Origin of the sequence: Dokdonella sp., assembly GCF_017744955.1 — a bacterium.
Classification (GTDB): domain Bacteria; phylum Pseudomonadota; class Gammaproteobacteria; order Xanthomonadales; family Rhodanobacteraceae; genus Dokdonella_A.
In genome coordinates this window covers 192,839-217,221 of the sequence record NZ_JAGIAG010000004.1, presented here as the reverse complement: position 1 = coordinate 217,221, position 24,383 = coordinate 192,839, and the positions used below count along the sequence as shown (strand labels likewise).

Below are 24,383 nucleotides of genomic sequence, written 5' to 3'. Positions count from 1 at the left end.
TGCGAGAAAACTTCCTTTTGAGCTCCCGGGCAGCAGCCGGGAAAGAAAGTGCCATCCGCACGCCTCGACAGGGCAGACCCGCTTCGATCCTTCCCCTGGGCGAGGAAGGACCGAAGCGAAGCCCGTCGATCAGGCGTGCGCGACGCTCGCGGTGCCGTGCTGCACGAGCTTGCGACCCGACAGCTTGCGCAACCCGACGTAGAACACCGGCGTCAGGAACAGGCCGAACAGCGTCACGCCGATCATGCCGGAGAACACCGTGATGCCGGTGATCGAGCGCACCTCGGCGCCGGCGCCGTGCGAGAACACCAGCGGCACGGTGCCGGCGATGAAGGCGACCGAGGTCATCACGATCGGACGCAGACGCAGGCGGCAGGCTTCCAGCGCGGCCTCGACGATGCTCTTGCCCTGGAACTCCAGTTCGCGCGCGAACTCGACGATCAGGATCGCGTTCTTGCACGCCAGTCCCATCAGCACGACCAGGCCGACCTGCACGAAGGTGTTGTTGTCGCCGCCGAGCAGTTTCACGCCGGCCAGGGCCGACAGCATGCACATCGGCACGATCAGGATCACCGCCAGCGGCAAGGTCCACGATTCGTACAGCGCGGCGAGCACGAGGAACGCGAGCAGGATCGCCAGCGGGAAGACCACCAGCGCGGCCTTGCCCTGGGTCGCTTCCTGGTAGCTCAGGTCGGTCCACTCGAAGGTCATGCCGTTCGGCAGCACCTGCTTGGCGATCTCGCCGATCTTGTCCATCGCCTGCGCCGACGACAGCATCGACGGCTCGGCTTCGCCGAGCAGATCCGCCGCCGGATAGCCGTTGTAGCGCAGCACCGGATCGGGGCCGTAGGTCTGCTTGATCGTCACCATCGAACCGATCGGCACCATCTCGCCGCGGTCGTTGCGCGTCTTCAGGTTGGCGATGTCCTCGACGCTGTCGCGGAACGGTCCGTCGGCCTGCGCGATCACCTGCCAGGTGCGGCCGAACAGGTTGAAGTCGTTGACGTAGGCCGAGCCGAGATAGGTTTGCAGGGTGGCGAACAGCTCGGTCAGCGGCACGCCCTGCGCCTTCGCCTTGGCGCGGTCGACCTCGGCGTCGTACTGCGGCATGTTCGCCTGGTAGGTGCTGATCGGAAAGCCCATGCCCGGCGTCTGCGCGACCGTGCCCTGGAACGCGGTGACGGCGCTCTGCAAGGCGCCGTAGCCGAGGCTGGCGCGGTCCTCGATGAACAGCGAATAGCCCGAACCGTTGCCGAGACCGAGGATCGGCGGCGGCAGCAGGGCGAAGGTGAAGCCCTCCTGGATGCCCTGGATCTTCTGGTTGATCGAGTCGTTGATCTCCTTGGCGGTGCGGTGGCGCTCGCCGAACGGCTTCAGCGGGAAGAACACCAGGCCGGTGTTCGGCGTGTTGCTGAACTGCAGCGCGTTCAGGCCCGGGAACGCGCCCGAACTCTCGACGCCTTCCTCGGCCAGGCCGATCTTCACGACCTTGTTCAGCACCGCGTCGGTGCGTTCGATCGAGGAGCCTTCCGGCAGCTTCACGCCGGCCATCAGGTACATCTTGTCCTGGATCGGGATGAAGCCGCGCGGCACCAGCTGGAACATCAGGCCGGTGCCGACCAGGAGCAGGGCGTAGACCAGGAACACCGCGCCGCGGAACTTCAGCGTGCGCGAGACGGCGCCCTGGTACTTGTCCGAGCTCGCCTTGAAGAAGCGGTTGAACGGCCGGAAGATCCAGCCGAACAGCCGGTCGATCAGGCGCGACGGCAAATCCTTCGGCGCGTCGTGCGCCTTCAGCAGCTTGGCCGCCAGCGCCGGCGACAGGGTCAGCGAGTTGATCGCCGAGATCACCGTCGAGATCGCGATGGTCACCGCGAACTGCTTGTAGAACTGGCCCGTCACGCCGGTCAGGAACGCCATCGGCACGAACACCGCGCACAGCACCAGCGCGATCGCGATGATCGGCCCGGACACCTCGGTCATCGCCTGGTGCGCCGCCTGCAGCGGCGTGCGGCCTTCCTCGATGTTGCGCTCGACGTTCTCGACCACCACGATCGCGTCGTCGACGACGATGCCGATCGCCAGCACCAATCCGAACAAGGTCAGCGTGTTGATCGAGAAGCCGAGCACGTACAGCGCGGCGAACGTGCCGACGATCGACACCGGCACCGCGATCAGCGGAATGATCGAGGCGCGCCAGGTCTGCAGGAACAGGATCACCACCAGCACGACCAGCAGCACCGCCTCGAGCAGGGTGCTGACCACCGCCTTGATCGAATCGCGCACGAAGATCGTGGTGTCGTACGGCGCGCTGTACTCGATGCCCTCGGGGAAGCGCTTGGACAGCTCGGCCATCTTCGCCATCACCGCTTCCTGGATCGCCAGCGCGTTCGCGCCGGGCGCCTGGAAGATGCCGATGCCGGCGGCGCTGTGGCCTTCCATCTGCGCGCGCAGCGTGTAGTCGCCGGCGCCGAGCTGCAGGCGGGCGACGTCGGACAGGCGCACGATCTCGCCGTTGGCGCCGCTCTTGAGCACGATCTCGCCGAACTGCTCCGGCGTGGAGAGGCGTCCCTGCGCGTTGACCGGGATCAGGAAGTCGCTGCCGCCGGGGATCGGCTCGGCGCCGACCTGGCCGGCCGAGACCTGCACGTTCTGCTCGCGGATCGCGTTGAGCACGTCGCTGGCGGTGAGCCCGCGCGAGGCGATCTTGTCCGGATCGAGCCAGATGCGCATCGCGTAGTCGCCGCCGCCGAAGATCTGCGCGTCGCCGACGCCGGGCAGGCGCGCGAGCTCGTCCTTGACGTTCAGCACGGCGTAGTTGCGCAGGTACAGCGTGTCGTACTTGCCGCTCTTGGACGACAGGAACACCACCATCAGGAACGTCGGCGACTGCTTCTGCACGGTCACGCCCTGGCGCCGCACGTCCTCGGGCAGGCGCGCCTGTGCCTGGCTGACGCGGTTCTGTACGCGCACCGCGGCGTCGTCGGCGTTGGTGCCGGGATGGAAGGTGACGGTGATCTGCAGCACGCCGTCGGAGCCGGCGACCGACTTCATGTACATCAGGTTCTCGACGCCGTTGATGGCGGCCTCGAGCGGCTGCGCGACGGTCTCGGCGATCACCTTCGGGTTGGCGCCCGGATACACCGTGCGCACGATCACCGACGGCGGCACGACCTCGGGGTATTCGCTGATCGGCAGCAGCGGGATCGCGATCAGGCCGGCGGCGAAGATCACGATCGACAGCACCGCCGCGAAGATCGGGCGGTCGATGAAGAACTTGGAGAAATCCACGGGGGCGTCTCCTTATTTCGCCGCCACGGCCGGCGCGGCGGGCGCCGCACCGGGCGCCGCACCCATCGGGACTTCGGCGGGCTTCACCGGCGCGCCGGGGAAGAAGATCTTCTGCACGCCCGAGACGATGACCTTGTCGCCGGCCTCGAGCCCGGACTGCACCACGCGCAGGCCGTCGACCATGCCGCCGAGCGCGACGTCCTTGCGCATCGCCTTGTTCTCCGGCCCCAGCACGTAGACGTACTTGCGGTCCTGATCGGTCAGCACCGCCTTGTCGTCGACCAGCATCGCGGTGAACTCGGCGCTGCCCTCGAGCTGCACGCGCGCGTACAGGCCCGGCGTGAACACGCGGTCGGGATTGGGCACCACGGCGCGCGCATTGATCGTGCCGGTGGCGGCGTCGACCTGGTTGTTGACGAAGTTGACCGTGCCCGAGTACGGGAAGCCGGTGTCGCTGGCCAGGCCCACGCGCACCGGATTGTCCGAACTCGCGCGCGCGCCCTTGCGGGCCAGTTCGCTGTAGCGCAGGAAGGCCTGCTCGTCGGGCTGGAAGTAGACGTAGACCGGATCTTGCGAGACCACGCTGGTCAGCACGCTCTGGTCGGCCTGGATCAGGTTGCCGAGCGTCAGCAACGCGCGGCCGACGCGGCCGGCGATCGGCGAGCGCACCTCGGTGTACTCGAGGTTGAGCTTGGCCGTCGCCAGCGCGGCCTCGGCGGCGCGCACCTCGGCGTCGGCCTGGCCGAGCGTCGCTGCGCGCGTGTCGTAGTCGTCGCGCGAGATCGCGCCGGTCTTGATCAGCGACTGCGCGCGCTGGTCCTGCGCCTGGGCCAGCTTGGCCGAGGCGCGCGCACGGTCGAGCTGCGCCGCGGAATTGTCGAGCGCGGCCTTGTACGGCCGCTGGTCGACGACGAACAGCAGGTCGCCCTGCTTGACCTCGTCGCCTTCCTTGAACGCGATGCGCTGGATGTAGCCGGAGACGCGCGCGCGCACGTCGACCGAATCGGTCGCGGCGACGCGGCCGGTGAACGCATCCCATTGACGTACCGGCTTGGACACCACCGCGGCCACGCTGACGTCGGGCGGCGGCGGCATGCCGGCATGCGGCGCAGCCGCGTTCTTGTTGCAGCCGGCCAGGGCGGCCAGGAGGCCGACGGCGAGCAGGGACATCAGGGAGCTGGAAACGCGCGTACGCATGGTGGTCATTCCCTAGAGATATAAGAGCGGAGCGCACCCTCCGCTGCCGACGGGCGGCAGGGCTCGTGTCGTTGGCGGCGGCTTCGACGAGGCATCGGGATGGCGAGCCGGATATGCTCGCCCGAGCCTGCTGCCACCGTCGTGGCAGGAGCCTCGGGCAAGTTCATGCCGGCGAGCCGAGTGCGCATCGGCATGGCTGTTTGGGGCGCCCGTGCCGATATCAACGGATAGTTTGAAGAAAAGTTTAGTTTTGTAGATTCGATGCCGCTGCCGGCCGGGCGCACGGCAGCCCGCAGCGCCGCCGGCGCTGGTTCAGGGAGTGACGATCGGGCGGATCAGATCTCGTTCAAGATCGCCGCGCGGCGCTTGTCGTACTCGTCCTGGGTGATCGCGCCGTTCTTGTACAGCTCGTCGAGCTTGCGCAGACGCGCCTCGAGCGAGCCGGCTCCCTTCTTGCCGGCGCCCGCCGCCGGCTTCGTCGACTTGGCCGGTTTGGCGGGCGGCGCGTCGGCGACCTCGGGTGCGGTCGACCAGACCTTGCGGAAGGTCGGGTCGTTCAGCATGCGCGAAAGCGCGTCGGCCAGCGACTCGCTCAAGACCTCGTTGCAGCCGTCGACGCTGCGGCCCTTGCCGTAGTGGTCGACGTTGCCGGAGAAACTGCCCTTGGACAGCACGCGTCCGAGCCGGTTGGTGAGCGTGTATTCGACGGTCGAGTCGCCGACGTAGGTGGCGCCGACCGCACGGTTGTTGTGGGTGACGCTGAACTTCGTGTAGCGGACGGTCAGGGTGCCGTTGGTCGGCTCGCCGATGTGCAGGCCCCAGTTGGCGAGCACGCTGCGGGTGATGTCCTCGACGTGCTTGGTGACGTCGTTGGTGGCGAAGATCGGGTAGACGGCGACGCCGTCGTTGACCGCCTGTCCGATCACCGCGCCGGCGCTCGCGCCGCGTCCGTCCTCGATGCGCAGGGCGATGCTGCGTTCCTGCGCTCCGGGAATCGGATTGGGCTGGGCGATTTCGGCGAGATTGCCCTTGACGGCCAATTGCACCTGCAGCGGGCGGCGTTCGGGGGCCGCGGTCGCCGGATCGGCGATGGCGACACCGAGCAGCGTGGCGAGACAAATCCTGGCGAGCATGATCATGCTGATTCCCTGCTGTGAAAGCCCCGGCCGAAGAGTAACGGCGTGCGGTGGCTCCGGCAACGACGCGCAAGGAGGTTTCGCCGTGCTCGGGCGGTGCTCGGCGCGCGCGCTCGAATGTCGAGCCGCCGTGCGGCCCGTCAACGTCCCTGCAGCAGCACGATCACCGCGCCGGTGCCGCCCTGCACCGGGCGTGCCGACGTGAACGCGAGCACGTCCGCGCGCCGGCGCAGCAGCGTGTCGGTCAACTGCTTCAGCACCGGTCCCTGCGCCTTCGAGCGCAGGCCCTTGCCGTGCACGATGCGCACGCAGAGCTCGTCCTTGCGCCGGCATTCGTCGAGGAACTGGCGGATCGCCTCGCGCGCGACCGCGCTGGTCATGTCGTGCAGGTCGATCTCGGCGCGCACGCTGAACTGGCCGCGGCGCAGGCGCTGCAACAGGCGATGCTGCTGGCCGGGCTTCAGGTAGGCGATCTCGTCGCCGCCTTCGACCATCGCGTCGATCGGATGCGTCAGCAACTCGTCGACCACGCGCGCTTCGTCCAGGCGCGCCTGCAGCGGTTCGGGCGCCGGACGCTCCGCGGACGGTGGCGGCGTCGAGTCCTTCAACGGCCGCACCCGGCCGATGGCGTCGCGAAACAGCTGCGCATCGTCCTCGGCGGGCGGTTCGGGTGCGCGGTTCACGGCCTCGCGCGCGGCACGCAGTCGGCTTCTCATCCGCTGAGCATAGCCCAGCGGATGCGTCGGCTCACCGTCGACTGAACATCGCGTTAAATCCCCGTCCGCGGCTCAGTTTTCGTTCGGCCTGGCTTGCCGACGATGCGGCGACGTTCCAACGCGAGGAGGCAGGCATGAAGACCATTCTGTTCGGAACCCTGTTGGTCGCCGGCATCGGCGCGGCATCGGCGCAGAGCGTGCCGCGCGACCGGCCCGACGCACACGCGGTCGATACCGGCAAGGTCGCGACCGTCGAGCAGTGGAGCAAGCGGCGCGGCTCGAAGGTGATCTGGTCGCAGGATCCGCAACGTCTGGCGAAGACCTCGGCGGTCGACAACGGCTCGCGCGTCGACGCGGGTGCGGTCGAGGCCGTCGACCAGCAGTCGAAGGAGCGCGGTCACCGGCAAGTCTGGTTCAAGTATCCGGAAAAGCGCACGCAGGCGGTCGCCGTGAACCATGCGTCCGCGTCTCGCGCGTCGACGCGCCCGGCAGCGTCTCCGGTCGCGAAGAAGAAGGCGGCCGAGCCGTCCGCGAAGACGGACGACGACAAGGCGCTGTAACGCCACCCGAAGGACGACGATCCTTCGCCGCGCGGAGCCTCGACGCAGGTTCGCGCTCCGCCGCTGCAACGGACTGCTCGCACCCCTGCCCGCGGCGCGATGGCGTCGCGGGCAGGTGGCGTTTTCGACTCGTCCACCGCTCGCTTCGCGCCGCGCACTCGCGCGCGAGCCGATCCTCGCCGGCGCCGCTGCGCGCGAGGGACGCTGCCAATCCGCTATCATTCGCGCTTCGCCGGACGGGGTTCGGCGGCCGCATCTTCGATGCGGTCGCGTGCCGTCCGCGCCCCGCATCGCCGACGCGGCACGTTCGCCTTCGTCCGCGGGTGTTCCGATGAACCTGCACGGATGGAGAGCATGCGAGTCCTGGTCAGCAACGATGACGGCGTCGACGCACCGGGCATCCGCGTGCTGCACGAGCGTCTCGCGGCGGTCGGCGAAGTCACCGTCGTCGCGCCGGACCGCGATCGCTCCGGCGCCAGCAATTCGCTGACCCTGGACCAGCCGATCCGCGCGATCCGCCTCGACGACGGGCGCTGGCGCGTCGCCGGCACGCCGACCGATTGCGTGCACCTGGCGCTGTCCGGCCTGCTCGATCACGAACCGGACATCGTCGTCTCCGGCATCAACAACTCGGCCAACCTCGGCGACGACGTGATCTACTCGGGCACCGTCTCGGCCGCGATGGAAGGCCGCTTTCTCGGCCTGCCGGCGATCGCGGTGTCGCTGGTCTCGCGCGACCACAAGGGTCTTCATTACGACAGCGCGGCGCAAGCCGTGCTGCTGCTGATGCGCCGGCTGCTGATCGATCCGCTGCCGGCCGACACGATCCTCAACGTCAACGTGCCGGACCGCCCCTGGAGCGAGATCCGCGGTCTCGCAGTGACGCGCCTGGGCAGGCGCCATCGCTCGGCGCCGTGCATCGCGCAGACCGATCCGCGCGGACGGCCGATCTACTGGATCGGTCCGCCCGGCGAGGCGGCCGACGACGGCCCCGGCACCGATTTCAACGCGGTGCGCGACGGCTACGTCTCGATCACGCCGATCCACGTCGACCTGACGCGCTTCCAGGCGCTGGAAAAGGTCAGCGGCTGGGTCGCCGCGCTGCAGCCGAAGTTCGACGCCGCATGAGTCGGCCGTTCAAGAGCCCGTTCGCATGAGCCTGTTCTCGCGACGCGACTCGTCGGCGCGCGGTCTGGGCATGACCTCGCAGCGCGCGCGCGACCGGCTGATCGAGCGCCTGGTCGCCGAAGGCATCCGCGACCGCCGCGTGCTCGACGTGATGCGGCAACTGCCGCGCCATCTGTTCATCGACGAGGCGCTCGCCTCGCGCGCCTACGAGGACACCGCGCTGCCGATCGGGCAGGGGCAGACGATCTCGCAGCCGTTCGTCGTCGCGCGCATGACCGAGGCGCTGATCCAGCTCGAGCTGCCGCGCCGCGTGCTCGAGATCGGCACCGGCTCGGGCTACCAGTGCGCGGTGCTGGCGCAGCTGGTCGAACAGGTCTACACGGTCGAGCGCATCGACGAGCTGCTGCGCAACGCGCGGCGGCTGTTCCGCAAGCTCGGCATCGCCAACGTGCGCTCGCGCCACGCCGACGGCCGCCTCGGCTGGCCGGACGAGGCGCCGTTCGACGCGATCATCCTGACCGCCGCCGGCGCCCAGCTCGAAGAAGCGCTGCTCGACCAGCTCGCGCCCGACGGCTGCCTGATCGCGCCGGTCGGCCCGCCCGGCCGGCAGCAGCTCGTGCGCGTGCGTGCCGACGCCGAAGGCTGGGTGCGCGAATCGCTCGGCGCGGTCAGCTTCGTACCTTTGCTCGGGGGAGTCGGATGACTTCGCGAAAGGAGTTGCCTTGAAACTGTTCCGACCGATGTACGAAGCCGCGCTGCGCTGGGCGTCGCATCCGAAGGCCGAGACCTATCTCGGCGGACTCAGTTTCGTCGAGGCGATCGTCTTTCCGATCGCGCCGGAGATCATGCTGGCGCCGATGGTGCTGGCCAAGCCGGAGCGCTGGTTCCGCTACGCCACGATCAGCCTGGTCTTCTCGCTGCTCGGCGCCCTGGTCGGCTACGCGCTCGGTCACTACGCGTTCGCCGCGGTGCGGCCGCTGCTCGATGATCTCGGCTGGCTGCCGCGCATCGACGCACTGGTGCTGCAGCTCAAGCAGGACGTCGCGCAGCATCCGTGGACCGCGTTCTGGACCCTGGTCGTGGCCGGCTTCATGCCGGTGCCGTTGAAGATTTTTACCTGGGCCTCGGGCATCGTCGGAGTACCCTTGATCGCGTTCGTCGCCAGCATGTTCGTCGGCCGCGGCAAGCGCGTGTACCTGCTCGCCGGCGTGATCCGCCTCGGCGGCAAGCGCGCCGAAGAGGCGCTGCATCGCTGGATCGAATGGATCGGCTGGATCGCGATCGCGCTGATCGTGCTGGTGATCGTCTACTTCAAGTTCCTTCGCTGAAGAGTCGCCATGGAAAAGTACTTCGTGATCCGACACGGCGTCTGGTTGATCCTGCTGGCACTGCTCGCCGCCTGCGCCTCGACCGGACCTGCGCCGGTCGAGGACCGCAGCCTCGGCGGCGCGCGTCCGGCCGCGTCGAAGTCGGAGACGAAACCGGCGACGCCGCCCGGCGGCACCTACAAGGTCCAGCGCGGCGACACGCTGTACAGCATCGCGTTCCGCCACGGCACCGACTACCGCGAACTGGCCGGATGGAACGGCATTTCCGCGCCGTACACGATCTACGTCGGGCAGGAGCTGCGGTTGGCGCCGAAGTCGGCGGCCAGGACGGCGGCGGCACCGGCGACGCGTGCGCCGGCACCGGTCATCGCGACCGCGGTCGCTCCCTCCAACCATCCTTCGATGCCCGCACCGGCGCCGTTCGAGAACGTGTCGGCGACGCCGGCGGCGAATCCGCCGCCGGCCTCCGCGAGCTCGCCGTCGACGGCGGCACCGCCGCCGGCAGCGCCTGCGCCCGCGCCGGGCACGCCGGTCGCCGCCGCGCCGCCGCCGAAACCGGTCGAAGCCGCGCCGCCGCAGAGCGCGCCGTCCACGTCGACCAATGTTTCCGGCGACGTCGCCTGGCGCTGGCCGGCCGATGGACAGGTCGTCGCGACCTTCGTCGCCGGCGACCAGACCCGGCAGGGCATCGACATCGCCGGCAAGTCCGGCGATCCGGTGCGCGCAGCCGCCGACGGCAGCGTCGTCTACAGCGGCAACGGCTTGATCGGCTACGGCGAGCTGATCATCGTCAAGCACAGCCCCGGCTTCCTCTCCGCCTACGGCTACAACCGCAAGCGGCTGGTGAAGGAGGGCGACGCGGTCAAGTCCGGTCAGGTCATCGCCGAGATGGGGTCGAGCAGCGCCAGCCGCGACTCGCTGCATTTCGAGATCCGCAAGAACGGCAAGCCGGCCAATCCGCTCGATTATCTGCCGCGGCGTTGACGCGCTAAGCTGGGCGAGTGAGCGCACGCCATACCCGCGACGACGGCCCGGAATCGGACGATTCCGCGCTCGAAGGCCTGCTCGACCTGATCGACGCGGTCGAGCCGCAGGACGAGGAGGCGCGCAGTTCGACCGGCGCCTATCTCGCCGAGATCGGCCTGATCCCGCTGCTCGGTGCCGAGGACGAGTGGGCGCTGGCCGCGCGCGTGCAGGCCGGCGACGCCGAAGCGCGGCGACGCATGATCGAGGCGAACCTGCGCCTGGTGGTCACCGTCGCGCGTGCGTATGTCGGCCGCGGCGTGCTGCTGATGGATCTGATCGCCGAAGGCAATCTCGGCCTGATCCGCGCGGTCGCGAAGTTCGATCCGGCGCGGCGCCTGCGCTTCTCCACCTACGCGGTGTGGTGGATCCGCGACGCGGTGCAGTCGGCGGTGATGAACCAGGGCCGCACCGTGCGTGTGCCGGTGCACGTGCTGCGCGAACTGGCGCAGATCCTGCGCGAGGAACGCGAACTCGCCGCGCGGCTCGGTACGCCGCCGAGCCTGGAACAGATCGCCGCGTCGGTCGGCAAGAGCGTGCAGGACGTCGCCGAGCTGTTCCGCATCAACGAGCGCGTCGGTTCGCTCGACGCGGCGCTCGAAGCCGGCGAACGCGCGCTGATCGGGCAGATCCAGGAGACCGAGGAACCGCCGAGCCGCACGACGATCAGCAGCGAGCGCCTCGGCACCGCGATCGCCCAGCTCGGCGAACGCCAGCGAGCGGTGCTGCAGCGCCGCTTCGGCCTCGACGGCACGCCGGTGCAGTCGCTGGCCGAGATCGGCCGCGATCTCGGCATCTCGCGCGAACGCGCGCGGCAGATCCATGCCGACGCGCTGAAGAAGCTCAGCGCCTTGCTGCGCGACGCGGACGGGGCGAGGGAAGGGTAGCCGGTCGCGGCGCGCGGCGAGGAATCGACCGCGGCTTCGGCAGCGTGCGAAGGGCGCGGCCGCATGTCCCGGCGGGCGGGCAAGTCCCGAAGGCGCGATCGCCAGACCGCGACTGAGCATTTACGCGAAATCGTCCAGCAGACTCTTTCTTCCCGGGCGTCGATGTGCTCGACTAGATCGTTGTGTTCGAACGTAGGGTTCGGCAGCGGCGAATCCGGCCGCCGGAGCGGTCGGGCGCTGCGGCGACGAGACCGTCGGCAAGTACCTGCGCGCTTCGCTGCTCGTGGCGCGTCGTCATCCATTCATGGGGGTTCATATGAAAAGCGGTTCGGCATCGCGCGTCGCGCGCGAGTTGGGCAAGTCGTTGCTGGTCGTTCCCATCGCGCTCGCGCTCGGAACGTTCGCGTCGTCGGCCGAGGCGGCGGATTTCGCCGGCGTCGATGCGTTGCAGGCGTCGCACGCGCCGGCGAGCCGTCTGCCGTCGGGATATCGCGCGACGGTGCAGGCGAACCTTGGCATTCCGGAATTCCTCAAGGCCGGGCGCTCGGTGCCCAATCAGGCCGGCTCCATGTTGCTGGTTTCCGACCCGGCGCCGATCGCGCGCACCTATCTGAAGTCGCTGGCCGAGGTCTACCGCATCAGCGCCGCGGAAATCGACGCGCTGGACGTGTTCGACAGCCAGCGCCTGCGCAACGGCGCGGCGATCGTGCGCTTCGAGAACCGCGTCGACGGCGTCGCGGTCTTTCGCGACGGCTTCAACGTGTTGATCCGCGCCGACGGCTCGCTCGACACGGTCAGCGGCTACGCCTCGGGCGCGAACGGCGACGCGGCCATGCGCCGCTTCGCGCGCAGCGCCGAGCAGTCGATCGCGAGCGCGCTGCGGCAGGACTTCAACTTCGTGTCGTCGTCCGCCGCGACGGCGTTCACCCTCAGCGGCGAGGCTGGTGACTACGCGTCGTACGCGACCAGCCTGACGGGCGCGAACGGCGAGACGCTGCTGCAGGACGCGCGCGTCAAGCCCGTCTACTTCCGTACCGCCGACGGGCTGACGGCGGCCCACTACGTCGAGTTGAACGTCGGCTCGACGGACGGCGAGCGCTATTACTCCTACGTCATCTCGGCGCAGGACGGCAGCATCCTGTTCCGCAACAACCTGACCGCCGACCTGTCGCCTTTCAGCTATCGCGTGTGGGCGGACACGACGGCGCCGTTCGTGCCGTACGCGGGCCCTCAGGGCCGCAACGGCACGCCGCATCCGACCGGCCAGCCGGACGGCTACCAGGCGCCGTTCACGCAGCCCAACCTGGTCACGCTGGTCAACGCGATCACCGATCCCGCGTCGGTGGCCGTCAATGACCCCTGGCTCGCCGATGCGGCCACCGAGACGGTCGGCAACAACGTCAACGCCTACGCCAATCTCACCGGCGGCGATGCGCTGAATGCGCCGGGCGACTATCGCGCCGACGTCACCAGCGCACGCACCTTCGACCGCGTCTACGACACCACCAAGGATCCGCAGGTCGACTCCGACCAGATCAAGGCGTCGGTGACGCAGCTGTTCTACATGAACAACTTCCTGCACGACTGGTACTACGACGCCGGCTTCGACGAGCCCGCGCGCAATGCGCAGACCAGCAACTACGGCCGCGGCGGCAACCAGAACGACGAGATCCAGGCGCAGGCGCAGGACGTCAGCGGCACCGACAACGCGAACATGGGGACGCCGTCCGACGGCGGCAAACCGCGCATGCGCATGTTCGTCTTCAACGGCGCCGGCGGCGCGCGCATCACCTATTCGGACGGCCTCAGCGGCGAAGTCGAGCCCGGCACGGGAGCGTTCGGCCCGACCAACTTCGATCTCACCAACACGATCGTGCGGCCCGCGCCGCTGGATGCCTGCGCGGCGCTGACCAATACGGCCGAAGTGGCCGGCAAGATCGTGCTGGTCGATCGCGGTGGTTGCGATTTCAACGCCAAGGCCAAGACCGCGGAAACCGCCGGCGCGGCCGCCGTGATCATCGCCAACGTCGCCACCAGCAACAACCCGGGCGATGCGCCGGGCATGGCGGCGAGCACGCCGCCGATCCCGGTCACCATCGGCACCCTCAGCCTCAATCTCGCCGACGGCAACGCGCTGCGCACCGCGGTCGGCGCCGGCACGGTCACGGCGCACATGGAGCGCGCCTCCGGCATCCGCCGCGACGGCACCATCGACGACGGCATCATCGCGCACGAGTGGGGCCACTACATCAGCAATCGCCTGGTCGGCAACGCGAACGGCCTCAGTACGAACCAGGCCGGCGGCATGGGCGAAGGGTTCGGCGACTTCCACGCCATGCTGCTGCTCGTGCGCGCCGAAGACGCGGCATCGGCGGCGACACCGGACTTCACCGGCGTCTACGCGAACGGCGCCTACACCGCGTCGACCTTCGTGACGCTGCCGGGCCAGATCAACAACGGCTACTACGAAGGCATCCGCCGCTATCCGTACTCGATCGACATGTCGAAGAACCCGCTGACCTACCGCCACATCGTGGACGGCGTCGCGCTGCCGACCACGCCGCCTCCGGCGTTCGGCGCCTCCGGCGGCTCGAACAGCGAAGTGCACGCGACGGGCGAGGTGTGGGCCAGCATGCTGTGGGAATGCTATGCCTCGCTGCTGCGCGACAGCGACCGCCTGAGCTTCCTCGAGGCGCAGGACCGCATGAAGCGCTACCTGGTGGCGGGCTACAAGCTGATGCCCAACGCGCCGACTTTCATCACCGCGCGCGATGCGATTCTCAGCGCGATCCAATCGCAGAGCGAAGAGGATTACGCGCTCTGCGGAGCGGGCTTCGCCAAGCGCGGCCTCGGCGCCGGCGCGGTGGCCGGCAGTCCGAACGACAACTCCGGTGCGGTCGAAAGCTTCGTCGGTTTCGACGACACGATCTTCGCGAACGGATTCGACGCAGACTGAGAAGCCGAACGGCGCTGCCACGGCGCCGTGCTGACCCGTCCTCGGGCACGAAACAAGGAATCGCCGGCATCATGCCGGCGATTTCTTTTCGATCGTCCAATGGGTTGGCGGATGCAGCCGCCGCGGAGCGGGTGTCGGGGGACCGGTTCGACCTTCGACGGGATTGGCGCTGCCGGCGCGTCGTCATCGCCACAACAGCAGCGCCGCGATCACGGCGACGTCGATCAGCGCGACGCCGAGCAGGATCGAGCGCGCGTAGGCGAAGCCGCCACCGAGCGCGGCCACGCATTTCATGACGGAATTGGTGATGAAGGCGATCGCCAGGGCCAGGGTCGCCTCGGGCACGGCGAGGGTGTTCGTCGCCGTCAGTTGGCCGATCGACACCGCCGCCGCGTGGACGTCGGCGAGGCCGCTCGCGGCGGCTGCGGCGAGCACGCCACCGTCGCCGATCCAGTGCTTGAGCGCGGCGGCGGCGAACAGCGCGACGGCGACGATCGCGGCGAACAGCAGCGCGTGGCCGAGATCGAACGGTCGCGTGCTGCCGATCGGCGGCAACGCTTCCCCGGAGTTGCCGCGCGCGCGCAGCGCGAACAGCAGCGCGACCACTGCGGCGACCACGCCGGCGGCGAGCAGCGGCGGCGCGAACGCACGCAGCAGCGGCGGCGACAGTGCGGCGAGGATCAGCGCGAGCTGGATCACCGTCGCGACATTGGACAGCAGCGCCGCGGCGACGGCCGAGCGCCGCAGCGTCGGCATCGCGCGGGCGCGCTGGCCCATGCCGCCGATCGTGGCCGTGCTCGACACGAACCCGCCGAGCAAGCCCGCCAGCAGCATGCCGCGATTGCCGCCGATCGCGCGCAGCGCGACGTAGCCGGCCGCGTTGATCGCCATCACCAGCACGACGAGCAGCCACAGCTTGCGCGGATTGAGCACGTCGAACGGACCGAAGGTGCGGTCCGGCAGCAACGGCAGAACGATCAGCACGGAGGCCGCGAGCAGCAGCAGGTCGGCCAGCTCCGCGTCGCCGAGCACCTGATGCGTGAACCGGTGCAGCGTCTGCTTGCTCGCCAGCAAGGCGGCCATGGCGACGAACAGCGCCGCGGCGACCTGCGGCGCGGCGAGCGCCAGCGCACCGAGCAGGAAGGTCGCGACGAGGGCGAGTTCGCTGGTCAGCCCCGGATCGTGCCGGCGGCTGAGCTGGTAGCTGGACAGGGCCAGCGCGACGATCGCGACGCCGGCGATCGCCAGCGCCACCGCGCCGAGCAGGGAGCCGACGGCGCCGAGCAGGCCCGCGAGGGTGAACGTGCGCACGCCGGCGGCCGCCCCGGCTGCGCTGGCCGCTTGGCTGCGCTCGCGTTCCACGCCGACCAGCAGGCCGCCGCCGATCGCGGCGAGAAAACCCGATAAGGACGCGCCGTCGAATTCCACTGGAGTCCCCCGTCTGCGCCGACCTGCGCCGAGAATAGCAATGTGAAGAATGCACCGAGAGGAGGATGTGCGCGTGCTGCGCCGGGCAGGCCGCGAGAGCGGCGAAGGACGCGCACGACGCCTGCGCGCCCGCCATGCGGCGACACGGTCACGGGGAACACCACGCATGGGAAGTGGGCCGGCGTGAACTCTTCAGCGCGCGACGCCCGACTTCGGACAGTGGATTGGTTGCGAATGGCTGGCGGAGAGGGTGGGATTCGAACCCACGTTACGGCATAACCGTAAACCGGATTTCGAATCCGGCGCATTCGACCACTCTGCCACCTCTCCGTTTCGTTGCTGGCCGTCGGCTGTGGCGAGTCCGTCGGCGTTCCGCTGGCCGGGTGCGAAGGCCCCGTGCGATCAGCGAGCCGCGCATGATATTGCCTGGCGCGACGCGACACAACCGGCAATCGAATATCGCTTCGCGGATCGGGACGGTGGCGCGGAGCGGCGGCGCTGCGGCTTCAGGAACCGCCGAGCATGATCGCCGCGACCACGCGCCGGCCTTCGCCGGCGAGCAGGTTGTAGGTGCGGCAGGCGGCGGCGTTGTCCATGACTTCGACGCCGATGCGCCGGCGCAGCAGGGCGACCAGTCCCTCGCGCGGCGGGAACACCTGGCGCTGGCCGGTGCCGAGCAGGACGACCTCCGGTTCGAGCGCGGCGATCGCCTCGGCCGCCGCGGCGTCGAACCGGTCGGCGCGCTCGACCGGCCAGTCTTCGACCAGCCGGTCCGGCGCGAGCAGGAAACTCTTCGTCAGCGTGCGGTCGACCACCGTCACCGCATCCGCCGCGCAGGCGCGGAAGAAGAGATAGCCTTCGGGGAGTTCTTGCGTGAACTGCACGACGCGACTACTTCGGCAGGGTGAACTGCGCCTTGTCCGGGTTGCGCTTGTAGAAGCAGGCGACCTTGCCGATCGTCTGCACCAGCTCGGCGCCGGAATGCGCACGGATCGCCTCGATCGACGCCGTGCGCGAGTCGCGCTCGTCGTCGGCCAGCTTGACCTTGATCAGCTCGTGATGCGCCAGCGCGCCGTCGAACTCGGCCAGCAGCGCCGGCGTGACACCTTTCTGGCCGACCAGAATCACCGGCTTCAAATCGTGCGCGAAACCGCGCAGGTAACGCTTCTGGGAGGCGGACAGGGGCATGAGCGGAAACTGAATGGAGACGGACGGCACGGGGCGCCGCGGGTCGTGCAGGGTATCATGCCCGGCTATTTCGTCCGACCACCGCGGGGAATGCGTTCGAGCCATGGCGCGCAGCAAATCCAGCAGCCGCTGGCTGCAGGAGCATTTCAGCGATCCCTACGTGAAGCGCGCCCAGGCCGAGGGCTGGCGCTCGCGCGCGGTGTTCAAGCTGGAGGAGCTGATCGAGCGCGACCGCCTGCTCAAGCCGGGCATGGTCATCGTCGACCTCGGCGCGGCACCGGGCGGCTGGTCGCAGGTCGCGCGCGAGCGGCTCGGCGAGACGGGGCGTGTGATCGCGCTCGACATCCTGCCGATGCAGGGCATCGGCGGGGTCGAGTTCATCCACGGCGACTTCCGTGAAGAGTCGGTTTTGGAACAATTGAAACAAGCGCTTGGCGGCGCCGAGGTCGATCTTGTGCTTTCCGACATGGCCCCCAATCTCAGCGGCATGACCGCCGTGGACCAGCCGCGTTCGATGCATCTGGTCGAACTGGCCGAGGAATTCGCCGCTGCGCACCTGCGCAAGGGCGGCTCCTTCCTGACCAAGGTGTTCCAGGGCGAGGGTTTTGACGATTTCGTAAGGCGCTTGCGTGCAGGCTACGAGCGCGTCAGCATCCGCAAGCCGAAGGCCTCGCGGGCGCGCAGCTCCGAGGTGTACGCGCTGGCGGTGGGCAAACGCAGCTAGCGGCTGAAGTCGGGTACAGCGGTTCCATCGAGTGACTTGAGTAAGACGATCGGGCGTATTCCATGAACGACATGGTGAAAAATCTGCTGCTCTGGGTGGTCATCGCGATCGTCCTGCTGACGGTGTTCCAGAGTTTCAATCCGCGCACGGCGCCGCCTTCGGACGTGTCGTATTCGGACTTCACGCAGCAGGTCTCCAACGGCGGCATCGCCTCGGTCACGTTCACCGCGGAACTGCCGTCGAAGGCGACCGCCAAGCTGAAGGACGGCAGCACCGTGTCGACGATCGTGCCGATCGAAGGCAATCGTCAGCTGCTCGACCTCCTGTCGAAGTCGAACGTCGAGGTGCGCCAGACGCCGGTCGACAACGTGATGCCGCTGTGGCGCATCCTGCTCGACTGGGTGCCGATCCTGATCTTCATCGGCCTGCTCATCTATTTCATGCGCCAGATGCAGGCCGGCGCCGGCGGGCGCGGCGCGATGTCGTTCGGCCGCTCGCGCGCCAAGCTGCAGGGCGAGGACCAGGTCAAGGTCACCTTCGCCGACGTCGCCGGCTGCGACGAGGCGAAGGAGGAAGTCTCCGAGCTGGTCGAGTTCCTGCGCGATCCGTCCAAGTTCACCAAGCTCGGCGGCAAGATTCCGCGCGGCGTGCTGATGGTCGGCTCGCCGGGCACCGGCAAGACCCTGCTCGCCAAGGCGATCGCCGGCGAGGCGAAGGTGCCGTTCTTCTCGATCTCCGGTTCCGATTTCGTCGAGATGTTCGTCGGCGTCGGCGCCGCGCGCGTGCGCGACATGTTCGAGCAGGCGAAGAAGCACGCGCCGTGCATCATCTTCATCGACGAAATCGACGCGGTCGGCCGCCATCGCGGCGCCGGTCTCGGCGGCGGTCACGACGAGCGCGAGCAGACGCTGAATCAGCTGCTGGTCGAGATGGACGGCTTCGAGGGCAGCGAGGGCGTGATCGTCATCGCCGCGACCAACCGTCCGGACGTGCTCGACCCGGCGCTGCTGCGTCCGGGCCGCTTCGACCGCCAGGTCGTCGTGCCGTTGCCGGACCTCAAGGGCCGCGAGCAGATCCTGAAAGTCCACATGCGCAAGGTGCCGGTCGCCTCCGACGTCGAGCCGCTGACGATCGCGCGCGGCACGCCGGGCTTCTCCGGCGCCGACCTCGCCAACCTGGTCAACGAAGCGGCGCTGTTCGCCGCGCGCGAGAACTCGCGCGACGTGCGCATGGACCACTTCGAGCGCGCCAAGGACAAGATCATGATGGGCGCCGAGCGCCGCTCGATGATCATGAGCGACGACGAGAAGAAGCTGACCGCCTACCACGAGGCCGGTCACGCGATCGTCGGCCTGTCGGTGCCCGAGCACGATCCGGTGCACAAGGTCACGATCATTCCGCGCGGCCGCGCGCTCGGCGTGACGATGTTCCTGCCCGAGCAGGATCGCTACAGCCACTCCAAGAGCTCGCTGGAGAGCCGCCTGGCCAGCTTGTACGGCGGGCGCGTCGCGGAAGAGCTGATTTTCGGCGAGGACAAGGTCACCACCGGCGCCTCGAACGACATCCAGCGCGCGACCCAGCTCGCGCGCGACATGGTCACCAAGTACGGCCTGTCGGAAGAGCTCGGCCCGATGACCTACACCGACGAGGAGGACGAGGTCTTCCTCGGCCGCTCGGTCACGCAGCACAAGCACGTCTCCGAGGAGACCGCGCGCAAGATCGACGAAGTCGTGCGCGGCGTCATCGACCGCGCCTACGGCCGCGCCAAGGACATCCTGGTCAGCCACAACGACAAGCTCGAGGCGATGGCGCAGGCGCTGCTGCAGTACGAGACGATCGACCGCGAGCAGATCGCCGCGATCATGGACGGGCGCGTGCCCGGCCCGCCGAAGGACTGGCAGGGCGGCGGTCGTCCGCCGCGTTCGAACGACGGCGGCGGCACGCGCGGCGAAAGCCCGATCGGCGGGCCGGCGGTACAGCCGCGCGAACGGCTCTGAGTTCCGTTCCGATTCGATCCCTTCGCGGCCGGCTTCATGCCGGCCGCTTCGTCATGCGGTCGGCGCTTCCAGGTGCGGCCGGATCAGCAGCCCGAACCATTCGATGAACGCCGACAGGCGACGTGACGGTTGGCGGCGGTGCGGATACAGCGCCGAGATCGCCATCGCGCCGGCCCGGTGCAGCGGCAGCACCTCGACCAGTTCGCCCGAATCGAGCAGGTGCTGCACGTCGTAGCGCGGCACCTGGATCAGTCCCAGCCCGGCGCTGCAGCAGGCGATGTAGCTTTCGGCGTTGTTGACGACGACCCGGCTCGGCAGCCGCAGCGTGCGCGCGCCTTGCGCATCGCATTCCCATACCAGTTCGCGCCCGGTGGTCGGTGAGGCGTAGCCGACCGACCAATGTCCTTCGGTCAGGTCGTCGAGCTGTTCCGGCACGCCGTGTTCGCGCAAGTAAGCCGGACTCGCGCAATTGACCAGCGCGAGATGGCCGAGCGGCCGCACCACCAGGCTGCTGTCGTGCAGATGGCCGACGCGGATCGCGCAGTCGACGCCTTCGCGCACGAGGTCGATCATGCGGTCGGTCGAGCCGAGCTTGAGCTGCAGGCGCGGATAGCGGCGCAGCAGGCCAGGCAGGGCCGGCGCGATCAGGCGCCGCGCGACGCGGCTCGGCACGTCCACGTGCAGGCGTCCGGAGACCTGGCGCTGGCGCGCCTGGAACAACTGGTCGATGTCCTCCGCTTCGGCCAGCAGCGGACGCACGCGTTCGAGCAGTTGGGTGCCGTCGGCGGTCAGGCGCACGCGGCGCGTGGTCCGGTGCAGCAGGCGGGTGCCGATGTCGGCCTCCAGCCGCTGCAGCGCCGCCGACACCGACGCGCGCGGCAGGTCGAGCGCGTTCGCCGCGGCGGTGAAGCTGCCCATTTCGGCGACGTGCACGAAGACGCGATAGCGATCGAGTTTGTCCATGGCGCGAGCGGAGCGGAGCCGCCGCCTCAGTGGCCGGTGATGCGCATCTCGCGGATCGCCTCGCCGTCCAGCACGAAGACGAAGCGGGAGTCGCCGCTGTAGTACTCGCTCTTCCAGCCGGCGTCGACGGTGACGGTGTCGCCGCTGCGGCTGACCTTGCGCGGCGTCAGCACGCCCTTCGCGCCTATGAATTCCTTGTCGCTCCAGGTGCGGATCGCCGCGTGGCCGTTGAAGCGGCGGCCCCAGTCGTCGACCACGCCGTCGGCCGGGAACAACGCCAGGAAGGCCTCGGTGTCGCCGGCCGCGACGGCGGCGACCAGCTTGGCGACGGGGGTGGGAAGTTCGGACATGGCTCGCTCTCCAGATTCGACGGCAGGGGCGGCCGCGGCGCAGGCGGTGCCCGGTGGCACGCCGCCGCACAGCGACAGCGCGAACAGGGTTGCAGACAGGCGGACGCGCGCGCGGCTCATTGGAACAGCGCCAGGCTGGCGGCGATGTCCTTGCCGGCGTAGGGCGGGAACACGTCGAGCGGCAGGTCCGGATTGCCGATCAGCATCGCCTTGGTGTTGCTCAGCGCGTCGAAGCCGGCCTTGCCGTAGTACTTGCCCATGCCGCTGTACCCGACGCCGCCGAACGGCAGGCTGTCGATCCAGCAGTGCAGGTTGGTCTGGTTCACGCAGCCGCCGCCGAAGGACAGGCTGCCGAGCACGAAGTCGACGGCGCGCGGGTTCTTGCTGAAGACGTAGGCGGCCAATGGTTTCGGCCGCCGCTTGATCGTCGCGACGAGGTCGGCGAGGTCGCGATACGGCAGGATCGGCAGCACCGGGCCGAAGATTTCCTGCTGCATCGCCGGATCGTCCCAGGCCGATGGATAGAGCAGGGTCGGCTCGACGTAGCGCGCGGCGACGTCGTAGCGCCCGCCGAGCACGATCTTTTCCGGAAGGAGATAGGAGACGACGCGCTCGACGTCGTGCTCGCTGATCATGCGCGCGAAATCGGGACTGTGCTGCGGATCCTCGCCGTACATCCGGACGATCGACGCCTTCAGCTTGGCGACGAACTCGTCGGCCACGCTCTCGTGCACGCAGACGTAGCCGGGCGCGATGCACCACTGCCCGGAGATCGCGTTGTGGCCCCAGGCGATGCGGTCCACCGCGATGTCGAGGTTGGCGGTCTCGTCGACGATCGTCGGGTTCTGCCCGCCGAGTTCGAGGACGACCGGCGTCAGGTTCTCCGCGGCGGCGCGCATGACGACCTTGCCGACCGCGGAGCTGCCGGTGAAGAAGATGAAGTCGAACGGCAGCTTCAGCAGTTCGCCGATCTCCTCGCGTCCGCCGGTGACGACGGCGACGTCGCGCGGATCGAAGTACTGCGGCACGAGCTTCTGGAACAGCGCCGCCGTCGCCGGCGTGGTATTGGCCGGTTTCAGGATCACCGGATTGCCGGCGGCCAGCGCGGCGATGGCCGGATCGAGCAGCAGCAGGACCGGCGCGTTGAACGGCCCGATGACGAGGGTGACGCCGTAGGGTTCCTTGTAGACGACGCCGCGATTGCCGGTCGCCTCGAGTCCCTTCGGAATCTCCACCGGTTGCGGCGCCATCAGTTCTTTCAGGTTCTCGCGGTAGTACTTGATGACGCCGGTCGGCACCGTGATCTCGAACAACTGCTCGAACGGCGGCTTGCCGAAATCCTGGTACAGAGCGGCGCAGAACGCGTCCCGATTCTCCAGCAGCAGGCGCTGCATGCGATCGAGCTGGTCGATGCGCCACTCGTAGGATTTGGTGGCGTCGGAGAAGAAGCGCGCCTTCTGCGCCTCGAAAAGAGACCCGAACCGGTTGTCCATCGCGGCACTCCCGTGAGGCGCGGTGCGGGCCGTGGCGACCCGCACCGCAGGTCGTTTTACTTCGTCGTGTAGCCGCCGTTGATCAGGATCGTCTGTCCGGTCATCCACCAGCCGTCGGAGACCAGGAAGCGCACCCACGGCGCGATGTCCTCGATGTGGGTCAGACCGGTCGGCGTGAACTTCGACAAGGCCGCGGCGGACTTGTGATAGGCCACCGCATCGGCGCCCTCGGCCGGATAGAAGAACGGCGTGTCCATCGGTCCCGGGCCGATCGCGGTCACCGAGATGCCGCGCTCGCCGAATTCCTTCGACGCCGCGCGCGTGAAGTGCTCGACCGGCGCCTTGGTGCCGGCATAGGCCGCGTAGAACGGCGTGTACGCGCCGAGCAGGGAGGTGACCAGGGTGCAGATCTTGCCGTTGTCGGCGACGTGCTTGCCGGCTTCCTTGAGGAAGAAGAACGCGCACTTCGAGTTCACCGCGGTCATTTCGTCGTACTCGGCTTCGCTGATCTCGACGAAGGGCTTCTTCAGCACCTTGCCGACCGTGTTGATCGCGATGTCCGGCCGGCCGAGCTTGGCGACGACGTCGGCGAAGAGCTTCTCCACCGCCGCGGCGGTGGTCAGGTTGCCCTGGAACGCCGCGGCGTTCGCGCCGGCGGCCTCGATCGCCGCGACGGTCGCGTCCGCATCGGCCTTGCTGGCGGCGCTGTTGTAGTGGATCGCGACGGCCTTGGCGCCGTGCGCGGCGAGATCGCGGGCGATCAGGCCGCCCAGATTCTTCGCGCCGCCGGCGATCAGTACGGTCTTGCCTTGGATGGAATGGTCGGTCATCGCAATCTCCTCGGGTCGTTTTGGCGTTTCGAAACTTCGCGCAGCACGCCGGCGTCGTGACACGGCGGCGGTGAGCGTCGACCCAAGTCTAGGAGCGCCGCGCGGGCGGATATACGCGCGCGGCCTGGATGAATTGTCTAGATTTGTAAAACAATCGGCGTTCCGGGCGCGGTCGACGTTCCCGTTGCGGGAATCGTGCAGGACGACGCTTGTGTACCATGCGCGCCTGTCCTCCGAGGAATGCGACCGATGCCCTGCAAAGCCGCGCTTGCCGCCGCCGCCGTGGTGGCGAAACCGTGATCGCCGCGACGCTGGACTGCAACGGCCGCACGCTCGTGCTCGACCGGCCGCGCCTCTGCGGCATCGTCAACGTCACGCCCGATTCGTTCTCCGACGGCGGCCGCTTCCTCGATCCGCGGCAGGCGGTCGAGCACGGGCTGAAGCTGGTCGAGCAAGGCGCCGACCTGCTCGACGTCGGCGGCGAATCCACGCGGCCGGGCGCCGACGAGGTCTCCGTGGCGGACGAGATCGCGCGCGTGGTGCCGGTGATCGCCGAACTGGCGCGGCGTACGTCGGTGCCGATCTCGATCGACACCGGCAAGCCCGAGGTTATGCGCGCCGCGGTCGCGGCCGGCGCCGGCCTGATCAACGATGTGCGTGCGCTGCGCGGCGAAGGCGCGCTCGACGCCGCCGCCGAACTCGGCGTGCCGGTGTGCCTGATGCACATGCTCGGCGAGCCGCGCACGATGCAGGACGATCCGCGCTACGACGACGTCGTCGGCGAGGTGCATCGCTTCCTCGCCGAGCGCCTGTTCGCCTGCCAGATGGCCGGCATCGACAAGAAGAAGATCCTGGTCGATCCGGGCTTCGGCTTCGGCAAGACGCTGCAGCACAATCTGGCTCTGCTGCGCGCGCTGGCGCGCTTCTCCGAACTCGCGCCGGTGATGGCCGGACTGTCGCGCAAGTCGATGATCGGCACGCTGACCGGGCACCAGGACAGCGCCGACCGCGCCGCCGGTTCCGCCGCGGCGGCGCTGATCGCCGTGCAGCGCGGCGCGGCGATCGTGCGCGTGCACGACGTCGCGATCACGCGTGACGCGCTGGCGGTCTGGCAGGCGGTGGCGGAGGGCGACGCCGCGCCGAAGCCGCCCGCGGCGAAGAAAGTCTCGCTCTGGGACGATGACTAGC

21 protein-coding genes and 1 tRNA gene are annotated in these 24,383 nt (G+C 68.9%); 10 read left to right on the top strand and 12 right to left on the bottom strand.

From position 1 onward, the window contains the following. Positions 1 to 129 precede the first annotated feature (129 nt). The 4 genes from J7520_RS11495 to J7520_RS11480 form a co-directional block, all read right to left on the bottom strand. The gene (locus tag J7520_RS11495) at positions 130 to 3,291 is read right to left on the bottom strand and encodes a multidrug efflux RND transporter permease subunit (protein WP_291188339.1); all 3,162 of its coding nucleotides are present in this window, start codon (positions 3,289 to 3,291) and stop codon (positions 130 to 132) included. A gap of 12 nt (positions 3,292 to 3,303) precedes the next feature. After that, complete coding sequence (locus J7520_RS11490) at positions 3,304 to 4,497, bottom strand: efflux RND transporter periplasmic adaptor subunit (RefSeq protein WP_345776910.1); 1,194 nt, start codon at positions 4,495 to 4,497, stop codon at positions 3,304 to 3,306. A 326-nt stretch (positions 4,498 to 4,823) separates the two neighbouring features. Further along, complete coding sequence (locus J7520_RS11485) at positions 4,824 to 5,627, bottom strand: YajG family lipoprotein (protein WP_291188333.1); 804 nt, start codon at positions 5,625 to 5,627, stop codon at positions 4,824 to 4,826. Between the two features lie 137 nt (positions 5,628 to 5,764). Continuing rightward, positions 5,765 to 6,307, bottom strand: a complete 543-nt coding sequence (locus J7520_RS11480; protein WP_291188330.1) for a Smr/MutS family protein — start codon at positions 6,305 to 6,307, stop codon at positions 5,765 to 5,767. Between the two features lie 167 nt (positions 6,308 to 6,474). Here J7520_RS11480 and J7520_RS11475 point away from each other — a divergent pair, with 167 nt between their 5' ends. From J7520_RS11475 to J7520_RS11445, 7 genes are all read left to right on the top strand, one after another. After that, entirely contained in the window at positions 6,475 to 6,900 is a 426-nt protein-coding gene (locus tag J7520_RS11475) for a hypothetical protein (RefSeq protein ID WP_291188328.1), read from the top strand. Between the two features lie 354 nt (positions 6,901 to 7,254). Next, positions 7,255 to 8,028 carry a 5'/3'-nucleotidase SurE gene (gene surE, locus J7520_RS11470; RefSeq protein ID WP_291188325.1) on the top strand — a complete coding sequence of 258 codons (774 nt, stop codon included), beginning with the start codon at positions 7,255 to 7,257 and terminating at the stop codon, positions 8,026 to 8,028. A gap of 25 nt (positions 8,029 to 8,053) precedes the next feature. Further along, the gene (locus J7520_RS11465; protein ID WP_291188322.1) at positions 8,054 to 8,731 is read left to right on the top strand and encodes a protein-L-isoaspartate(D-aspartate) O-methyltransferase; all 678 of its coding nucleotides are present in this window, start codon (positions 8,054 to 8,056) and stop codon (positions 8,729 to 8,731) included. Positions 8,732 to 8,750: 19 nt separating this feature from the next. Continuing rightward, complete coding sequence (locus tag J7520_RS11460) at positions 8,751 to 9,356, top strand: YqaA family protein (RefSeq protein WP_291188319.1); 606 nt, start codon at positions 8,751 to 8,753, stop codon at positions 9,354 to 9,356. Between the two features lie 9 nt (positions 9,357 to 9,365). Then, positions 9,366 to 10,340, top strand: a complete 975-nt coding sequence (locus tag J7520_RS11455) for a peptidoglycan DD-metalloendopeptidase family protein (protein WP_291188316.1) — start codon at positions 9,366 to 9,368, stop codon at positions 10,338 to 10,340. Between the two features lie 17 nt (positions 10,341 to 10,357). Beyond that, the gene (locus J7520_RS11450) at positions 10,358 to 11,266 is read left to right on the top strand and encodes a sigma-70 family RNA polymerase sigma factor (RefSeq protein WP_291188313.1); all 909 of its coding nucleotides are present in this window, start codon (positions 10,358 to 10,360) and stop codon (positions 11,264 to 11,266) included. Positions 11,267 to 11,582: 316 nt separating this feature from the next. Further along, positions 11,583 to 14,222: a M36 family metallopeptidase gene (locus J7520_RS11445; RefSeq protein ID WP_291188310.1), complete on the top strand. Its 2,640-nt coding sequence runs from the start codon at positions 11,583 to 11,585 to the stop codon at positions 14,220 to 14,222. A gap of 183 nt (positions 14,223 to 14,405) precedes the next feature. On the opposite strand, the gene J7520_RS11440 is transcribed toward J7520_RS11445, so the two are convergent. From J7520_RS11440 to yhbY, 4 genes are all read right to left on the bottom strand, one after another. Continuing rightward, positions 14,406 to 15,650, bottom strand: coding sequence for a DUF4010 domain-containing protein (locus J7520_RS11440; protein ID WP_291188307.1), 1,245 nt, complete (start codon positions 15,648 to 15,650; stop codon positions 14,406 to 14,408). A gap of 239 nt (positions 15,651 to 15,889) precedes the next feature. After that, positions 15,890 to 15,980 (bottom strand) — tRNA-Ser (locus J7520_RS11435). A 176-nt stretch (positions 15,981 to 16,156) separates the two neighbouring features. Then, positions 16,157 to 16,534 carry an Mth938-like domain-containing protein gene (locus tag J7520_RS11430; RefSeq protein ID WP_291188304.1) on the bottom strand — a complete coding sequence of 126 codons (378 nt, stop codon included), beginning with the start codon at positions 16,532 to 16,534 and terminating at the stop codon, positions 16,157 to 16,159. Positions 16,535 to 16,541: 7 nt separating this feature from the next. Continuing rightward, entirely contained in the window at positions 16,542 to 16,838 is a 297-nt protein-coding gene (gene yhbY / locus J7520_RS11425) for a ribosome assembly RNA-binding protein YhbY (protein ID WP_291188301.1), read from the bottom strand. 103 nt (positions 16,839 to 16,941) lie between these two features. Between yhbY and rlmE the strand changes: the two genes are divergently transcribed. Next, complete coding sequence (gene rlmE, locus J7520_RS11420) at positions 16,942 to 17,562, top strand: 23S rRNA (uridine(2552)-2'-O)-methyltransferase RlmE (protein ID WP_291188297.1); 621 nt, start codon at positions 16,942 to 16,944, stop codon at positions 17,560 to 17,562. Between the two features lie 62 nt (positions 17,563 to 17,624). Further along, positions 17,625 to 19,559 (top strand): ATP-dependent zinc metalloprotease FtsH, encoded by a 1,935-nt coding sequence (gene ftsH / locus J7520_RS11415; protein ID WP_291188293.1) that lies wholly within the window; start codon positions 17,625 to 17,627, stop codon positions 19,557 to 19,559. Between the two features lie 51 nt (positions 19,560 to 19,610). Here the strand turns inward: ftsH and J7520_RS11410 are convergent, their stop codons facing one another. The 4 genes from J7520_RS11410 to J7520_RS11395 form a co-directional block, all read right to left on the bottom strand. Next, complete coding sequence (locus J7520_RS11410) at positions 19,611 to 20,522, bottom strand: LysR family transcriptional regulator (RefSeq protein ID WP_291188290.1); 912 nt, start codon at positions 20,520 to 20,522, stop codon at positions 19,611 to 19,613. Between the two features lie 26 nt (positions 20,523 to 20,548). Next, a complete protein-coding gene (locus J7520_RS11405; protein WP_291188287.1) occupies positions 20,549 to 20,872 on the bottom strand; it encodes a nuclear transport factor 2 family protein in 324 nt (107 codons plus the stop codon). 116 nt (positions 20,873 to 20,988) lie between these two features. After that, positions 20,989 to 22,365: an aldehyde dehydrogenase family protein gene (locus J7520_RS11400; RefSeq protein ID WP_291188284.1), complete on the bottom strand. Its 1,377-nt coding sequence runs from the start codon at positions 22,363 to 22,365 to the stop codon at positions 20,989 to 20,991. A 56-nt stretch (positions 22,366 to 22,421) separates the two neighbouring features. Next, entirely contained in the window at positions 22,422 to 23,195 is a 774-nt protein-coding gene (locus J7520_RS11395; protein WP_291188281.1) for an SDR family oxidoreductase, read from the bottom strand. 296 nt (positions 23,196 to 23,491) lie between these two features. On the opposite strand from J7520_RS11395, the gene folP reads away from it, so the two are divergent. Then, positions 23,492 to 24,382 (top strand): dihydropteroate synthase, encoded by an 891-nt coding sequence (gene folP, locus J7520_RS11390; RefSeq protein ID WP_291188279.1) that lies wholly within the window; start codon positions 23,492 to 23,494, stop codon positions 24,380 to 24,382. Position 24,383 lies beyond the last annotated feature (1 nt).

Excerpts from the sequence above, each read along its gene's own strand:
- J7520_RS11410 (WP_291188290.1), bottom strand. The coding sequence starts at position 20,522 with ATGGACAAACTCGATCGCTATCGCGTCTTCGTGCACGTCGCCGAAATG.
- J7520_RS11445 (WP_291188310.1), top strand. The coding sequence starts at position 11,583 with ATGAAAAGCGGTTCGGCATCGCGCGTCGCGCGCGAGTTGGGCAAGTCG.
- J7520_RS11395 (WP_291188281.1), bottom strand. The coding sequence starts at position 23,195 with ATGACCGACCATTCCATCCAAGGCAAGACCGTACTGATCGCCGGCGGC.
- J7520_RS11465 (WP_291188322.1), top strand. The coding sequence starts at position 8,054 with ATGAGCCTGTTCTCGCGACGCGACTCGTCGGCGCGCGGTCTGGGCATG.
- J7520_RS11490 (WP_345776910.1), bottom strand. The coding sequence starts at position 4,497 with ATGACCACCATGCGTACGCGCGTTTCCAGCTCCCTGATGTCCCTGCTC.
- surE (WP_291188325.1), top strand. The coding sequence starts at position 7,255 with ATGCGAGTCCTGGTCAGCAACGATGACGGCGTCGACGCACCGGGCATC.
- ftsH (WP_291188293.1), top strand. The coding sequence starts at position 17,625 with ATGAACGACATGGTGAAAAATCTGCTGCTCTGGGTGGTCATCGCGATC.
- J7520_RS11405 (WP_291188287.1), bottom strand. The coding sequence starts at position 20,872 with ATGTCCGAACTTCCCACCCCCGTCGCCAAGCTGGTCGCCGCCGTCGCG.
- J7520_RS11485 (WP_291188333.1), bottom strand. The coding sequence starts at position 5,627 with ATGATCATGCTCGCCAGGATTTGTCTCGCCACGCTGCTCGGTGTCGCC.
- rlmE (WP_291188297.1), top strand. The coding sequence starts at position 16,942 with ATGGCGCGCAGCAAATCCAGCAGCCGCTGGCTGCAGGAGCATTTCAGC.
- J7520_RS11400 (WP_291188284.1), bottom strand. The coding sequence starts at position 22,365 with ATGGACAACCGGTTCGGGTCTCTTTTCGAGGCGCAGAAGGCGCGCTTC.
- yhbY (WP_291188301.1), bottom strand. The coding sequence starts at position 16,838 with ATGCCCCTGTCCGCCTCCCAGAAGCGTTACCTGCGCGGTTTCGCGCAC.
- J7520_RS11475 (WP_291188328.1), top strand. The coding sequence starts at position 6,475 with ATGAAGACCATTCTGTTCGGAACCCTGTTGGTCGCCGGCATCGGCGCG.
- J7520_RS11455 (WP_291188316.1), top strand. The coding sequence starts at position 9,366 with ATGGAAAAGTACTTCGTGATCCGACACGGCGTCTGGTTGATCCTGCTG.